Here is a 14,668-nt window from a genome sequence, read left to right as displayed (position 1 = left end):
GACGGTGCGCGGGTCAGTGCGCGGCGGCCATCCAGTTCTCCCCCACTCCGACGGCGACCTCCAAGTCGATCGCCATATCCACGGGCGACGCCATCTGCGTCCTCACGATCTCCTCCACCGCGTCGCGCTCCCCCGGCGCTATTTCGAGCAGGAGTTCGTCGTGGATCTGAAGGAGGATCCGCGACGCCAGGCCCTCCTCGTCCAATGCGCGGGCCACGTCGACCATCGCGATCTTGATGATGTCGGCGGCGCTGCCCTGAATCGGGGCGTTGAGGGCCGCACGCTCGGCCATCTCCCGGCGCTGGCGGTTGTCGGAGTTGAGATCGGGCAGGTAGCGGCGCCGGTGGAACATCGTCTGGGTGAAGCCGTCTCGCCTGGCCTGCTCGACGAGCGAGGCGAGGTAGTCGCGCACTCCGGCGAAGCGCTCGAAATAGCGTTCCCTCAATGCCGACGCCTCGGGGACCCCGATGCGCAGCTGCTGGGCCAGCCCATAGGAGGACAGCCCGTAGGCGAGCCCGTATGAGGTCGCCTTGATGCGGGAGCGCTGCTCGGCACTGACCTGTGACACGGGGGTGTCGAAGACCATTGACGCCATCGTCTTGTGCAGGTCCTCCCCGCCTGCGAAGGCAGCGATGAGACCCTCGTCTTTGGACAGGTGCGCCATGATGCGCATCTCGATCTGCGAATAGTCTGCGCTCATGAGGGACTCGTACCCGGGACCCGGGATGAAGGCCTGACGGATTCGCAGCCCGTCGGGAGTGCGAGCGGGGATGTTCTGCAGATTCGGGTCAAAGGAGGCGAGTCGACCGGTCGCGGCGACGACTTGGGAGAAGGTGGAGTGGATCCGCCCATCGGGGCTGATCGCCGAGATGAGCGTGTCGACCATTTGCTTGAGCTTGATGCGATCGCGGTGGTTGAGCAGGTGATCGAGGAAGAAGAACCCGGGGCCCGCATCTCGCACGAGCCGTGAGCGCAGGTCGAGCAGCGCCTCCGCATTCGTCGTGTACCCGGTCTTCGTGCGCTTCGTCTTGGGAAGCCCTAGTTCATCGAAGAGGACCTGCTGGAGTTGCTTCGGGCTCGACAAATTCACCTCATGCCCCAGGACCTCGAAAGCGGCCTGTCGGGCGGCGTCGACCTCTTTGCCGAAGTTCGCCGACTGCGCTTCGAGGTCGGCGCGGTCGATCGCAATGCCGATGTCCTCCATTCGGGCGAGCAGCCGCGACACCGGCAGTTCGACATCGGTGAGCAGGTTCTTCGCGGATGATGCGGTGAGCTGCTCGTCGAGGACGCGCGCCAATTCGGGGAGCGCCCGCGCGATCGCAGCGGCGCGCAGGACTATTTTCGTCGGCCCGTCGGCGCCCATCTCGAAGAGAGCATCACCGGAGTCGTCGGAGTCGTCAACGGCGACGCCGAGGTAGCGGCTGAGCAGGTCCGCAGCGGTGAACCCCTTCGCGTCGGGGCGGACGAGGTAAGCGGCGAGCTGCACGTCGTAGGAGGGCGCCGCCAATTCCCATCCCTGTCCGATGCAGGCGTGGGTGAGGGCCTTCGCGTCGTGGACGACATGATCGGAGAGTGAGGCGAGCAATGCGCGCACCTGGTGCTCCTGGTCGACGCTGAGCGCCACCGGATCCACGACGAGTACCGCCGCTCCCCGTGCGAGGGCGAGCAGGTCGATCCTGCCCCGCGCGGGTGCACCCGATCCATCGGCCCACAGGCTCCACCGCCCCTCATGGCCCGCGGCCCAGGCGGCGATGTCGGTGCTCCCATCGGCGACGGTGACGTCGAGGTCGCCCATCTCGACGGCGTCGGCCGCGCTGTTCGTGTCGACCGCTTCGGCGACGGCCATGACTCGTTGCCGAAGGCCCCCAAATTCGAGGACATCGAAGAGCGAGTAGAGGACTTCGGTGTCGGTCGCCCCGCGTAACAGGTCGGAGAGGGCGACCTCAACGTCGAGGTCGGTGAGCAGGTGGTTGAGGCGTCGATTGCGGCGGACATCCTCGATGTGCTCGCGCAGCGCCTCGCCGCGCTTGCCGCCGATTTCGTCCGCATGCTCGAGGAGGTTCTCCAAGCCATCGAAGCGGTTGATCCACTGGGCGGCGGTCTTCGGGCCCACGCCCGGCACTCCCGGCAGGTTATCCGACGTCTCCCCTACGAGTGCCGCGATCTCTGGGTAACGGTGCGGGGGAACCCCGTACTTGTCCTCGACCGATGCGGGAGTCATCTCCCGCAGATCCCCCGGCCCCTGCCCGGGGTAGAGGACTGTGACGTCATCAGTCACCGTTTGGAAGGTGTCGCGGTCCCCAGACACAACGAGGACGCGCATCCCCGCATCCGCGCCGCGATGCGCCAGAGTCGCGAGGATGTCATCGGCCTCGTACCCTTCTTTGCGCAGCGACACGATGCCCATCGCATCGAGGACTTGGCTGATGAGTTCAACTTGACCGATGAACTCGGCGGGGGTTTCATCCCTCGTTCCCTTGTATTCGGGGTATTCCTCGGTGCGGAAGGAATGGCGGGACACGTCGAAGGCCACTGCGATATGGGTCGGCTGTTCCTTGTCGAGGAGGCGGACCAGCATCGAGACGAAGCCGTAGACGGCGTTCGTGCACTGTCCGGTACTCGTCACGAACTTGTCCGCGGGCAGGGCGTAGAAGGCGCGGAAAGCCATGGAATGTCCGTCGATGATCAGCAAAGTATCGGTCACACATGACACCCTAGAGCCCATGAGCCACTCCGTCCTACCGAATACCACTCCCAATCGGCCAGCCGACTCCGACCGATTCCCCGCCGACTGGTCGGGCACCCTCATGGAGCGAATGCACATGAGGGTCGTCGAACACACCGCCGAGCTGACCGTCATCGAGATGCCCGTCGAGGGCAATGGGCAGACCGCCAGGCTCCTCCACGGGGGCGCGAGCGCCGCACTCGTGGAGACGGCCGCCTCATTCGCGGCCCTTCTTCACGCCCGCAGACGCGCAGACTCATGCGTCGCCGTCGGGACTGAACTGTCGATCTCCCACCTGTCCGCGGTGTCGGGCGGCACGGTGCGGGCGAGGGCGCAGGCTGTGCATTTGGGCAGGTCGTCGACTGTGCACATCGTGGAAGTTCGCACCGATGAGGGGCGCCTGGTGGCGAGCGCCAGGGTCACGAATGCGATCCTTGCAACACCGAGCGGCGATAACGCATCGGGGGCGGGGTGCATTCCCACGTCCGCCTGAACATTTTTTAACATGTGCAGCGAAGAGCCGCACATGCGGGCGCCACATTGATACAGTACCCCGAGTGGGATTCGAACCCACAACAAGCCGGGTTTGAGCCGACCGCCTCTGCCAGTTGGGCTATCGGGGCTACGCCATTAGGCACGACAACCTTATGATAGTGACGCTGCACCCGCCAAACTGAGGATGAAGGAAATGACGTCTGAGAATCAGAATGAGCCCCGCCGAGTGCTCGTCGCCGAGGACGAGGGACTCATTCGCCTGGATATCGTTGAAACGCTAACCGCTGCAGGCTTCAACGTCGTCGGCGAAGCCGCCGACGGGGAAGAGGCGGTCCAACTCGCCCTCGAGTTGGAACCCGATCTGTGCGTCATGGATGTCAAGATGCCGAAGATGGATGGCATCACCGCAGCGGAGAAGATCCTTCACGAACTGTCCTGCGCGATCGTCATGCTTACCGCGTTCAGCCAGACGGAGCTCGTCGAACGGGCGCGCGATGCGGGCGCCATGGCGTATGTCGTCAAGCCCTTCTCCTCCGCCGACCTCATCCCCGCTGTTGAGATCGCCCTGTCGCGCCATCAAGAGATCGAGTCCCTCGAAGAGGAGATCGCTGACCTCAGTGATCGTTTCGACACGCGCAAGCGAGTGGATCGCGCCAAGGGGCTGCTCATGAAGAACATGGGGATGACTGAGCCCGAGGCCTTCCGCTGGATTCAGAAGACGTCGATGGACCGGCGCCTGTCGATGCGCGAAGTCGCCGACGCTGTCATCAATCAGGTCGAGGCCTGAGACAGAAGACGAAGAAGAGTGGCGCTGAGATGATCTCAGCGCCACTCTTGTATCATCCGTCCGTCATGCGACGGGGATCAGTTCGAGCCCGAGGTAATCGGCTGCCGCTCCCCTGCATTCGGGGACCGCGAGGCGGTCGATCGCTTCTGCGATCGAGGTGTCCGACAGATCGTCGAACCACGGCCTGACTGCTGCGGACAGCTGATCAACGTCCAGATTGTTCGCCTGGCGGTCGAACAGCGTCGAATGGACCGACACGGTCCGAGTATTCGTATTCATTTCTCACTCCATCATTCTCTTCCACTGCCGTCCGGTATGCACGCTGGTCGTGCAGGCAACCGTTCGAGATGCGTATGTCTGTGTACTGCGGCATCACTGCGCAGTCGTCAACGATAAAACTACCGTCGTACCGTGAAGAGTTTACTCGCGATCCACGATTGCGCACGTCGAAGACGCATGCAGTGGCACACACTCGTCACATAGAGCGGGTGCCGCCCCCATGTGGGACCGGCACCCGAATGCAGGGGATCAGCGCTCGCTTCCTCCGATGGTGTAGTCGACCTCGTCGCCGACTTCGTGGATCCGGAGCATATTCGACGAGCCGGTCGTCCCCGGCGGCATGCCGGCGATGATGACGAGCTGGTCGCCGATCTCAGCCAGGTTCGACGACTGCATGACCTGATCGACTTGCCACACCATGTCGTCCGTGTGGCGCACCTCGGGCACGCGGTAGGTCTGGATACCCCAGGTGAGGGCGAGCCTGCGGCGCGTCGATTCCAACGGGGTGAAGGCGAGCATGGGGATGGGCCTGCGAAGGCGCGACATCTTCTGCGCGGACTGGCCGGACTGCGTGAAGGTGACCAGGTAGCGCGCATCGAGGTGCTCCGCCATGGAAGCGGCGGCCTCGCAGATGACAGCGCCGCGATCGTTGACGTAGAAACCGGTGAGGGAGGCGATCATCTCGCCGCCGTTCTCCTCGGTGGACTCGATGATGCGGGCCATGGTGCGGACCGCTTCAATCGGGAAGGCCCCCACGGAGGTCTCTCCCGAAAGCATGACCGCGTCGGCGCCGTCGAGGATCGCATTCGCGCAGTCGGATGCCTCGGCGCGAGTCGGACGCGGATTCTTGATCATCGAATCCATGACCTGGGTCGCCACGATGACCGGTTTGGAGGCGCGGCGCGCGAGTTCGATGGCACGCTTTTGAACGAGGGGCACCGACTCGAGGGGCATCTCGACGCCGAGGTCGCCGCGCGCCACCATGATCCCGTCGAATGCATCGACGATCTCGGTGAGAGCTTCAACCGCCTGCGGCTTCTCGATCTTCGCGATGACGGGGATCCGGTGTCCGAAGTCGTCCATGATGTCGTGGACGTCGTGGACGTCGTCGGCGGAGCGGACGAAGGACAGGGCAATGAAGTCGGCATTCTGAGCCAACGCCCAGCGCAGGTCGTCCTTGTCCTTCTCGGATAGTGCGGGCACCGACACGGCGACACCCGGAAGGTTGAGGCCCTTGTGATCGGAAACGACGCCCGGGACCTCAACGCGGGTCACGACATCCGTGTCGCTGACCTCGACGACGCGGACCGCGACATTCCCATCATCGATGAGAAGGCGGTCGCCGGGGGCGCAGTCGCCGGGCAGGCCCTTGAAAGTGGTGCCGACGAGTTCCCTCGTGCCGGGGACGTCGCGCGTCGTGATGGTGAAGGTGTCGCCCACTTCGAGGGGCTGGGGTCCGTCGGCGAAGCTCTCGAGGCGGATCTTCGGACCCTGCAGGTCGACGAGGATCGCCACCGCGCGACCAGAGGTCGCCGAAGCCTTGCGGACCTTTTCAATGACCGCCTCGTGTTCTTCAGCCGTGCCGTGGGAACGGTTGATACGGGCAACATCCATTCCGGCATCGACCAGTGCTTGGATCTGCTCGGAAGAATCAGTTGCGGGACCAATGGTGCAGACGATTTTCGCTCGGCGCATGCGCCCAGTCTACCGTGTCGACCGGGCCGTTCAACCCATTCGCTCCGCAGGAGTGACATGATCGACCCCTGCTGCGCCGTCACCGGCTTCCCGGGCGCCGTCAGCGTGTACGCCCCCACCCTCGTCGGTGGGTGAAGACGCCGCCGTTGCGCCTCCGGCCTCGTCGGATTCCGAGGAGAGCGTGAGCCTCTCCGCCCCCTCCAGCGCCGTCGAGCGTCCCAGGCGCCCCGCGACGATGAACGCGATGAGGCCGACGATAAAGACCGCCAGTGACGTCCACACATTGAGGCGGATGCCGAAGAAACTGTGGGCAGTGTCGATGCGCATCATCTCGATCCAGCAGCGCCCCAGGGGGTAGGCCATGAGGTAGAGGGAGAACACCTGCCCCGACTTGAAGCAAAAGGAACGATCCGCCCACACGATGAGGGCCGCCATGGCGAGATTCCACAGGCACTCGTAGAGGAATGTCGGATGGAAGAGCGTTCCCGACGCGTAGCCCGCCGGAAGGTGGGCGTCGTCGATTTGAAGACCCCAGGGCAGAGTCGTCGGCGAGCCGAAGAGCTCCTGGTTGAACCAATTGCCCCACCTGCCGATCGCCTGGGCGACGAGCAGCGCGGGGGCGAGGGAGTCGGCGACCGGCCCCATGCGCATTCCGGCGCGTTGAACGGCGATCCATGCGCCGACCGCTCCCATCGCGACACCGCCCCAGATGCCCAGGCCTCCCTTCCAGATCTGAAGGGCGAGCAGAGGGTCCCCCCCCTCACCGAAATACGAGTCCGGGGAGGTGACGACGTGGTAGATGCGTGCCCCGATGATGCCGAAGGGGATCGCCCACAGGGCCACGTCGTAGAGGAGCTCGGGATTGCCGCCCCTGCGTCCGTAACGCTTCGACGTCCACCACACGGCGATGATCATGCCGATGACGATGACGATCCCGTACGCGCGCAGTGGAACAGGGCCGATGTACCACACGCCTTGGGAGGGGGATGGAAGCGAGGCAGCGATCATGTAAGAACTCCATCGGCTCTGCATGCGGAGCCATTACTGGTTGTGGATCGGCATGTGCGGCATGATTGCGACGCCATGCGGACTGACAGGGTCAGGCACAGCATACGCAGCGAGCCCACGAGCCGCATGAGCAGGCGCATCCCTAGTGATCGTGATGCGCTTGGCGCACCCGCGCCCTGCGGTCCGTGAGCAGCGCCGGATGGGAGCCCGCCGCCACCATATCCGCCAGGCAATCCGCAGGAGAGGTTGAAGTGACCAGAGCCTCGCCGGAGACGACGGCATCGGCGCCCGCCTTCGCATACTCGAAGACGTCGTGGGCGGTGCGCACCCCCGATTCCGCGACGGCGACGACGTCGTCGGGGATGATGTCGATGACTTGGTCGACGGTGTCGCGGTTGAGTTCCATCGTCTTGAGGTTCCAAGCGTTGACGCCGATCATGTGGGCGCCGGCTTCGAGGGCGAGCAGCGCCTCGTAGCGCGAATGCACTTCGACGAGGGCGTCCATGCCGAGCGAATGGACGCGCTCAAGGAGTGAGACGAGGGCGGGCTGTTCCAGCGCAGCGACGATGAGAAGCACGACGTCTGCGCCGTGCGCTCGGGCCTCGTGGATCTGATAGGGCGTGACGATGAAGTCCTTTTGCAGCAGCGGCACCTCGACAGCCGTCCGCACCGCGTCGAGGTCCGCGAGGGACCCTCCGAAGTAGCGGCGCTCGGTGAACACCGAGATAGCACTCGCTCCCCCGGCCTCGTAGATGGACGCGAGTCCGGCGGGGTCGTCGATCTGAGCGAGGCGTCCCCTCATCGGAGCGGCTCGCTTGATCTCGGGGATGATGGACACGGCGCCCTGGCGGGATTTCATGGCGGCGATGAAATCGCGAGAATCGGGGGCTGCGAGCGCCATCATTTTCATGTCCGCGAGGGGGATGTCGCACTCCCTTGCCCTCACATCCTCAAGGACGCCCGCGATGATGTCGTCGAGAACGCTCATCGATGCCTCCTTGCTGTCGAGAGCTTCACGCTCTAAATGTTAGTCCGATCACTTTTCCGGTGAGTGCCTCATCATATTCCAATCGTAAGAATACTGAAGCATTACTCGGTAACTAGCGCGTGGTATCCGCCTGCCGCGATCCCACGACCGCTTCGAGGGGGCCGCCCTCGTCGAAGCAGGTGCGCTTACCGGTGTGGCATGCGGCGCCCACCTGGTCGACCTCAACCAGGAGCGCGTCCCCGTCGCAATCGAGGGACACAGCCTTGACGTACTGCGCATGACCCGATGTATCACCCTTACGCCAGTACTCCCCTCGCGAACGCGACCAGAAAGTGACGCGCCCCGTGGTAAGAGTGCGGTGAAGCGCCTCGTCATCCATCCAACCGACCATGAGGACTTCCCGCGTGTCGAACTGCTGGATGACGGCGGCGACGAGACCGGACGCGTCGCGCTTGAGGCGAGCGGCGATCAATGGATCAAGAGTCACAGCACGAATCGTGCCAAAGATGGCTCACCTGGGCAAAATGCGTTCACACAGCGGGCGCGCCCGTCCAATCAGGGATGATGCCCCACAAGATGTGCGCGGCGAGCGCCCCACTGATGAGCCAGGGGCCCATCGGCATACGAGTCCGAGTTCCGGCCGAACCGACAACGACCTGCGCGAGGGCGCCCAGGCCCGCCGCAATGAAGGAGACGATGAAACCGAAGACTGCGGCCTCGATGCTGACGCAGCCGAGCATGGCGCCGAGAACGGGCGAGATCTTCACATCCCCGTAGCCCACGCCGCCCGGCACTCGCGACAACAGCCACATGGGGATGAACCACACTGCGATCCCCGCCAGCACCGACGCCCCCAGATCGATGAGGGACTCGGCGGTCAGGGCAGCTGTCGCCACCCCGACCCCCACGCCGACGGCCATCGCCGCAGTGTAGGCATTCGGGAGGCGGTGCGTGCGCGCATCGATATAGGCGCTGATGCAGCCGATCATCGCGACGGCGACGATCGCCGGGGACGCCGGGCGCTGGATGGACACGACAAGAGTGAGCAACCCGATGAGGCCCGCTGCCCAGACGATCGGAGTACGTCGCAACGGCGTCAGAGTCGCGTCGACGAAGTAGCGCCGCTGCATCCTCCATCCGGAGCGCCTCAGCCACACCATGATAGAGAACCATGTCACGAGGCTCACGATGAGCGACAGGTCATTCGACACGATCACGAGGAGCCGTTGGTCGTTGATCATCGCAAGTCCTCAACCGCGCGGCTCATCGCCTCAACGCTCGGGGTGCGCCCCGTCATGAGGAGCACCTGCTGAGCAGCCTGGTAGACGAGCATGTCGAGGCCGTTCGCCACACAGCCCCCGCCCTCGCTCCAGGCGCGCACGAGGCCCGTGAGTCGCGGGGAGTAGACGACGTCGAGGAGGGTCTGGTCCTCGCGCACCGTCAGACGGTCGGCGAGTTCGTCGGCGACTCCGCGCGGCAGCGTCGAGATGACGATATCCGCCGCGCCCGCGGCGCGGACCACCGTATCCTGATCGGACCACATGATCTGGTCGATCATTGTGCCGAGACGGGCCGCGGCGGAGACGACGACTGCGAAGCGGCGGGCGGCGACAGTCGTCCTCGTGATGCCGAGGGTCGCCAGGGCGGCGAGGGATGATGATGTGGTGGCACCCGATCCGAGGATGAGGGCGGAGTGGGGCTCTGAGAGCCCCCGGGCCGACCTGGCGTTCGCAATGGCCGTAACGATCCCGTGGACATCCGTATTGAACCCGGAGAGCACTCCGGCGCCGGGGATCACCGTATTGACGGCTCCGACCGCCCCGGCAAGGGGATCGACCGTGTCGAGCAGACCGATGATCGCCCGTTTGCAGGGCATCGTCACCGACAGTCCGACGCAGTGCGCGTCGAGGCCGCCAACGAATCCGGCAAGGGAGGATTCATCGACCTCGATGCGCGAATAGGTCCACGTGGAGTCGAGCCCGAGCGACCTCCATGCCGCCTCGTGGAGGATCGGTGAGAGGGAATGGTCGATGGGTGAGCCGATGACCGCCGCCCACGGCATCGATCAGCACTTCCCCGGGTTCGCGTCGCAGTAGTGCTTGAAGGTCGCCACATTCGCCTCATGCTCGGCCAATGTCGTCGCGAACACGGTTTCACCCGTATCCAGATTGACGGTCACGTAGTAGAGCCACGGGCCGTCCGACGGGGCGAGGACCGCTTGAACCGCTTCGATGGCGGGCTGAGCGATCGGAGTCGGCGGGAGCCCCTTGTGCAGGTACGTGTTGTACGGGTTCTCGTCGAGGAGTTCGGCTTCCGTCGGGATGCCGCCGGTCTTGCCCACTCCGTACAGGACGGTCGAATCCATTTGGAGCAGGCCGCGCGTCTCCGCCTGGTCATTTGCGAGACGGTTCTCAATGACGCGGGCGACCATCGGCAGATACCGGTCGATATTGACTTCCCGCTCAAGGATCGACGCCTTGATGAGGACCGTCTGCCTGGCGCCCTCGGCGACGCCGAGCCTCTCGAATTCGTCGATGGTCCCGGCGATCATCCGCGCGAACAGCGTAGTCGGCGTGTCGGTGGAGGACACTTCGTAGGCGCCCGGATACAGCCATCCCTCGGCATTGCCCCCGGCCTCGTCGGGCAATCCGATCGATGCCGTGTCGGCGAGGGCGGCCTCGACTTCAGCAGTGGAGAACTCGGTGACTGAGGTGATGCGCTTGACGATCTGCGCGACCGTCTGCCCGGGGGTGACCGTGACGGTGTTATCCGACCTATTTGCCTCGTCGAGGAGTGCGGCGACGGCCTCCGACGCGCTCATCTCCTTCTTGAGGGTGTAGGTGCCCGGGCGAATCGACATCGCGGCCTTATTCGCATTGAAGGCCCGTGCGAAGGCATCGACGGACTTGACGACGCCCGCATCGACGAGTTTCTCGCCCATCGATATTCCTGACTCGCCGACATCAATGGTAACCTCCACGACGCCGGAGCCCGGGCCCGAGTAGTCGTCGGCCTGCGACATGGCCGTCTGGGAGCCGGTGAGTTGTCGGACGGCGAACCACCCCGCGCCCCCCAGAAGCGCTAGGACGAGGACGAGGATGATGAAGGAGCGGATGCGGCGGTTGCGCCTGCGCCGCTTCGCGAGGCGCCTTTCGTGTTCGAGTCGGCGCGACCGCACGCCGGTGGTCTCGGGCATCCGCCCGTGCGGACGGGCGGGGGCCTGCGCGACAGCACGTGCAGGCGTTGGCCTAGGGCGGCTCGGAGTCGCCTCGGGGGTACGGCTCGGCGCAGGCTCGGGTGTGCGGGAAGATGTTTGCTTGGACGCCTTCGCTTGTCGCCTCGCCCCGGATCCGTGGATTTCACGGCGAGACTTGAAGGGAGGTCGCGGCGTTGGAGGAGTTGTCACGACTGTCCTTTCCCGTCGTTGGTGAGTTCGACGCCCGGTCCCCGACCGCTCACGCGTTCCTCTTCAAGCGCTTGTTCGAGAATGATCTGTGCGGCGACCTGATCGATGACCCGGCGGTGTTCCCACTCCGGAACACCGGATTCGCGCAGGCGCTGATGCGCCTGGTTCGAGCTTAGCCGCTCATCGACGAGGGCGACGCGTACACTGGGCCGCAAGTTCTTGATTCTGCGGGCATAACGGCGCGCGCCCTTCGCAGAGATGCCTTCTCCCCCGCGCAGATGACGGGGCAGTCCGACGATCACTTCGATCGCCTGATGCTCGTCGATGATCTGTGCGAGCCGATCAACGTCGGACCCGTCGTCGGCGCGCCTGAGCGTCTCCACCGGTATGGTGAGGATCCCGTCCGGGTCGCAGCGGGCGACGCCGACTCTGACGGTCCCGACGTCGACGCCGAGACGCACACCTTTACGCAGCGTCACAGGTTCTGGATCTCCTCGCGAATCGCTTCGAGGGCCTCGTCGATGTTCTCGGGCTTCGTGCCGCCACCCTGGGCGATGTCATCGCGACCGCCGCCGCCTCCTCCGAGGCGTTGGGCGAGGATCCTGACGAGTGCTCCCGCCTTGAGGGCATGGGCCCGTCCCGATTCATTCGTCACCGCGACGACCTGCGGCTTGGAGTTGACGAGACCGATGAGAGCGACCGCTGCGGGCTGCTCATCGCCGAGACGGTCGCGCACTTCAATAGCGAGAGCCCGAAGTGCGTCCGCTGAGGGCATGACGCCGACCGCTGCGTGGACGAGGAGAGCGGGGCCTATGCGGTGCGCACCAGCGGCAAGCTCACCCGCCTGGGCGAGTGCCTGGTTCATGCGGATCTTCTCCAGTTCCTTTTCCGACTCGCGCAAGCGCGTCATGAGGGACTCGACGCGCGAGGGGAGTTCGTCCGCCCGGCCGCCCAGCATCGTGGACAACTGGGAGACGAGGGCGTGCTCCTTGGCCTGGAACTCGTAGGCGCTGTCGGCGACGAGTGCATCGATGCGCCGGATGCCGGAACCGATCGACCCCTCGCCGAGAACGGCGATGCGGCCGATGTGTCCGGTGGAGGGCACGTGGGTGCCGCCGCACAGTTCCTTATCGAAGTCGTCGCCGATGGTGACGACCCGCACGTCGGCCCCGTACTTCTCACCGAAGAGGGCGATCGCGCCTGCGGCGCGCGCCTCGTCCAGGGGCATGATGTCTGTGCGGACCGGGAGATCCTCTGCGAGCGTTGTATTGACGAGTTCTTCGATGTCGCCGATCTGTGTCGGCGCGAGCGCCGACGAGTGGCGGAAGTCGAAGCGCAGACGTGAGGGCGAGTTCTCACTGCCCGCCTGGTCCGCGTTCTCGGAGACGACGCGCCTCAGGCCCGCATACACCATGTGGGTTGCTGTGTGGGCGCGAGCGATAGCGTGGCGGCGCGCCGTGTCGATCTGTGCCCACGCCTTCGATCCGAGGGTCACAGCGCCTTCGGTGAGAGTCCCCCTGTGGACGAACAGCCCCTTGATGGGGGCTTGGACGTCGTGGACTTCGACGACGCCGCCGTCGGCCATGCGGATGGTGCCGTGGTCGGCGAGCTGACCGCCCATCTCCGCGTAGAAGGGAGTGCGATCGAGGATGATCTCCACCTCTGCGGGAGCGCTGACGGCGGGGACTGAGTCGCTATCAACGAGGATGCCCGTCACGGTCGCCTCGGCGGCGCTCTCCGTGTATCCGAGGAAGGCGGAGGGACCGCCCATCGACTTCTCGATGTCGTGGAAGATGCGGACATCGGTGTGACCGGTCTTCTTGGCGCGTGCATCGGCGCGGGCGCGCTCCTTCTGCTCATTCATGAGCGCGCGGAAGCGCTCCTCGTCCACGGCGACACCCAGTTCGGCCGCCATCTCGAGGGTGAGGTCGATCGGGAATCCGTAGGTGTCGTGCAGGGCGAAGGCCGAGTCTCCGGACAGAAGCGGAGTGCCGAGGGACTTCGCCTCGGCGACAGCGGTGTCGAGGATCGTCGTGCCCGCAGTCAGGGTGCGCCTGAATGCCTCTTCTTCGGCGTAGGCGACCTCGGAGATGGTCGCCCAGTTCTCCTCAAGTTCGGGGTAGGACAGTTTCATCGAGTCCTTCGACGCCGTCAGCAGGACCGGCATCGTCGCCTCATCGACTCCGAGCAGGCGCATGGAGCGCACCGCGCGTCGGATGAGGCGGCGCAGCACGTAGCCACGGCCGTCGTTCCCGGGGCGCACTCCGTCACCGATGAGCATGAGGGAGGAGCGGACATGGTCAGCGATGACCCTCATGCGCACGTCGTTCTCCCACGCGGCGCCCGCCGAAGGCCCCGCGGCGCCGAGCCCGTAGGTCTTTGTGGAGAGTTCCTGTGCTGCGGCGATGACGGGGAAGACCTCGTCGATTTCGTACATATTCGGCTTGTCCTGCATGATGAACGCGAGGCGCTCCAAGCCGGCTCCGGTGTCGATTGCGGTCTGGTCGAGGGTACCGACGAGTTCGAAGTCGTGGCCCTCTCCTTCTCCGCGCACGAATTCGTCGAAGACGAGATTCCAGATCTCGAGAAAGCGGTCGCCCGCGACATCGATGATCGGCCCCCCGTCGGGGCCGTAGAGCGGACCGCGGTCGTAGTGGATTTCGCAGCATGCGCCGGCGGGGCCGGGCTGGCCCGTCGACCAGGAGATCTCCTCGAAGGGGAGCTGCTGAACGTGACTTTCATCGACGCCGATCACGCGGGTGAGGTGATTCCAGGCGACCTCGTCCTTCTCCCAGATGGTCATCCACAGGCGATCGCCGTCCAGACCGTAGCCGCCGTCCTTCTGGGGCGTCGTCAGCAGTTCCCAGGCGTAGTCGATGGCACCCTCTTTGAAGTAATCGCCGAAGGAGAAGTTACCGTTCATTTGGAAGAACGTGCCGTGGCGGGTCGTCTTGCCAACATTGTCGATATCGTTGGTGCGAATGCACTTCTGAACGGATGCCGCGCGCGGCCACGGTGCGGGCTCGGCGCCGAGGATGTAGGGGATGAAGGGCACCATTCCCGCGACGGTGAACAGGATCGACGGGTCTGGGGAGATGAGAGACACCGACGGGGCAATATGATGGTCCTTGGACTCGAAGTAGTCCAACCAGCGTTGACGAATCTCAGAAGTGCGCATGGGTCCTCATGGTAGTAGGCATCTGGGGCGCTAAGCACATCGAGTCCGCGCCATAGGGAGGAGAAACAGCTGGACCCCGGGAATAACGTGATTCCCGGGGTCCGCGA

The 14,668-nt window shown here is 64.9% G+C and carries 13 protein-coding genes and 1 tRNA gene; 2 read left to right on the top strand and 12 right to left on the bottom strand.

Annotated elements, in window-relative coordinates; genetic code table 11:
• Positions 1-13: 13 nt before the first annotated feature.
• A complete protein-coding gene (polA, locus tag BQ7471_RS05730; protein ID WP_205408264.1) occupies positions 14-2,725 on the bottom strand; it encodes a DNA polymerase I in 2,712 nt (903 codons plus the stop codon).
• On the opposite strand from polA, the gene BQ7471_RS05725 reads away from it, so the two are divergent.
• Positions 2,724-3,218, top strand: a complete 495-nt coding sequence (locus BQ7471_RS05725; protein WP_328586647.1) for a PaaI family thioesterase — start codon at positions 2,724-2,726, stop codon at positions 3,216-3,218. The genes polA and BQ7471_RS05725 overlap by 2 nt on opposite strands.
• A 56-nt stretch (positions 3,219-3,274) precedes the next feature.
• Here the strand turns inward: BQ7471_RS05725 and BQ7471_RS05720 are convergent.
• Positions 3,275-3,348: transfer RNA gene (locus BQ7471_RS05720), tRNA-Leu, on the bottom strand.
• Positions 3,349-3,413: 65 nt separating this feature from the next.
• On the opposite strand from BQ7471_RS05720, the gene BQ7471_RS05715 reads away from it, so the two are divergent.
• On the top strand, positions 3,414-4,007 hold the full coding sequence (locus BQ7471_RS05715) for an ANTAR domain-containing response regulator (RefSeq protein WP_076464866.1): 594 nt from the start codon (positions 3,414-3,416) through the stop codon (positions 4,005-4,007).
• A 63-nt stretch (positions 4,008-4,070) separates the two neighbouring features.
• Here the strand turns inward: BQ7471_RS05715 and BQ7471_RS05710 are convergent, their stop codons facing one another.
• The 10 genes from BQ7471_RS05710 to alaS all read right to left on the bottom strand — a co-directional run bounded on the left by BQ7471_RS05710 (position 4,071) and on the right by alaS (position 14,561).
• The gene (locus BQ7471_RS05710) at positions 4,071-4,286 is read right to left on the bottom strand and encodes a hypothetical protein (protein ID WP_076464865.1); all 216 of its coding nucleotides are present in this window, start codon (positions 4,284-4,286) and stop codon (positions 4,071-4,073) included.
• Between the two features lie 249 nt (positions 4,287-4,535).
• On the bottom strand, positions 4,536-5,981 hold the full coding sequence (pyk, locus tag BQ7471_RS05705) for a pyruvate kinase (RefSeq protein ID WP_076464863.1): 1,446 nt from the start codon (positions 5,979-5,981) through the stop codon (positions 4,536-4,538).
• A gap of 30 nt (positions 5,982-6,011) precedes the next feature.
• Complete coding sequence (gene lgt, locus BQ7471_RS05700) at positions 6,012-6,989, bottom strand: prolipoprotein diacylglyceryl transferase (RefSeq protein ID WP_083663280.1); 978 nt, start codon at positions 6,987-6,989, stop codon at positions 6,012-6,014.
• 142 nt (positions 6,990-7,131) lie between these two features.
• Entirely contained in the window at positions 7,132-7,977 is an 846-nt protein-coding gene (gene trpC, locus BQ7471_RS05695) for an indole-3-glycerol phosphate synthase TrpC (protein WP_076464860.1), read from the bottom strand.
• A gap of 112 nt (positions 7,978-8,089) precedes the next feature.
• Positions 8,090-8,464 carry a phosphoribosyl-AMP cyclohydrolase gene (gene hisI, locus BQ7471_RS05690; RefSeq protein ID WP_205408263.1) on the bottom strand — a complete coding sequence of 125 codons (375 nt, stop codon included), beginning with the start codon at positions 8,462-8,464 and terminating at the stop codon, positions 8,090-8,092.
• 43 nt (positions 8,465-8,507) lie between these two features.
• Positions 8,508-9,218, bottom strand: a complete 711-nt coding sequence (locus tag BQ7471_RS05685; protein ID WP_076464857.1) for a prepilin peptidase — start codon at positions 9,216-9,218, stop codon at positions 8,508-8,510.
• Positions 9,215-10,039, bottom strand: coding sequence for a shikimate dehydrogenase (locus BQ7471_RS05680; protein ID WP_076464856.1), 825 nt, complete (start codon positions 10,037-10,039; stop codon positions 9,215-9,217). Before BQ7471_RS05680 ends, BQ7471_RS05685 begins: the two co-directional genes overlap by 4 nt.
• A 3-nt stretch (positions 10,040-10,042) precedes the next feature.
• Positions 10,043-11,173 carry an endolytic transglycosylase MltG gene (gene mltG, locus BQ7471_RS05675; protein WP_328586646.1) on the bottom strand — a complete coding sequence of 377 codons (1,131 nt, stop codon included), beginning with the start codon at positions 11,171-11,173 and terminating at the stop codon, positions 10,043-10,045.
• A 206-nt stretch (positions 11,174-11,379) separates the two neighbouring features.
• Complete coding sequence (gene ruvX / locus BQ7471_RS05670) at positions 11,380-11,862, bottom strand: Holliday junction resolvase RuvX (RefSeq protein WP_083663279.1); 483 nt, start codon at positions 11,860-11,862, stop codon at positions 11,380-11,382.
• Complete coding sequence (gene alaS / locus BQ7471_RS05665) at positions 11,859-14,561, bottom strand: alanine--tRNA ligase (protein ID WP_076464854.1); 2,703 nt, start codon at positions 14,559-14,561, stop codon at positions 11,859-11,861. The genes ruvX and alaS overlap by 4 nt, the downstream gene beginning before the upstream one ends.
• Between the last annotated feature and the right edge of the window lie 107 nt (positions 14,562-14,668).

The sequence above is a fragment of the Actinomyces mediterranea genome (assembly GCF_900155595.1).
Taxonomy (GTDB): domain Bacteria; phylum Actinomycetota; class Actinomycetes; order Actinomycetales; family Actinomycetaceae; genus Pauljensenia; species Pauljensenia mediterranea.
This window is presented reverse-complemented; position numbering and strand designations above follow the sequence as displayed.

Excerpts from the sequence above, each read along its gene's own strand:
- BQ7471_RS05725 (WP_328586647.1), top strand. The coding sequence starts at position 2,724 with ATGAGCCACTCCGTCCTACCGAATACCACTCCCAATCGGCCAGCCGAC.
- polA (WP_205408264.1), bottom strand. The coding sequence starts at position 2,725 with ATGGGCTCTAGGGTGTCATGTGTGACCGATACTTTGCTGATCATCGAC.
- BQ7471_RS05715 (WP_076464866.1), top strand. The coding sequence starts at position 3,414 with ATGACGTCTGAGAATCAGAATGAGCCCCGCCGAGTGCTCGTCGCCGAG.
- BQ7471_RS05710 (WP_076464865.1), bottom strand. The coding sequence starts at position 4,286 with ATGAATACGAATACTCGGACCGTGTCGGTCCATTCGACGCTGTTCGAC.
- pyk (WP_076464863.1), bottom strand. The coding sequence starts at position 5,981 with ATGCGCCGAGCGAAAATCGTCTGCACCATTGGTCCCGCAACTGATTCT.
- lgt (WP_083663280.1), bottom strand. The coding sequence starts at position 6,989 with ATGATCGCTGCCTCGCTTCCATCCCCCTCCCAAGGCGTGTGGTACATC.
- trpC (WP_076464860.1), bottom strand. The coding sequence starts at position 7,977 with ATGAGCGTTCTCGACGACATCATCGCGGGCGTCCTTGAGGATGTGAGG.
- BQ7471_RS05685 (WP_076464857.1), bottom strand. The coding sequence starts at position 9,218 with ATGATCAACGACCAACGGCTCCTCGTGATCGTGTCGAATGACCTGTCG.
- BQ7471_RS05680 (WP_076464856.1), bottom strand. The coding sequence starts at position 10,039 with ATGCCGTGGGCGGCGGTCATCGGCTCACCCATCGACCATTCCCTCTCA.
- mltG (WP_328586646.1), bottom strand. The coding sequence starts at position 11,173 with ATGCCCGAGACCACCGGCGTGCGGTCGCGCCGACTCGAACACGAAAGG.
- alaS (WP_076464854.1), bottom strand. The coding sequence starts at position 14,561 with ATGCGCACTTCTGAGATTCGTCAACGCTGGTTGGACTACTTCGAGTCC.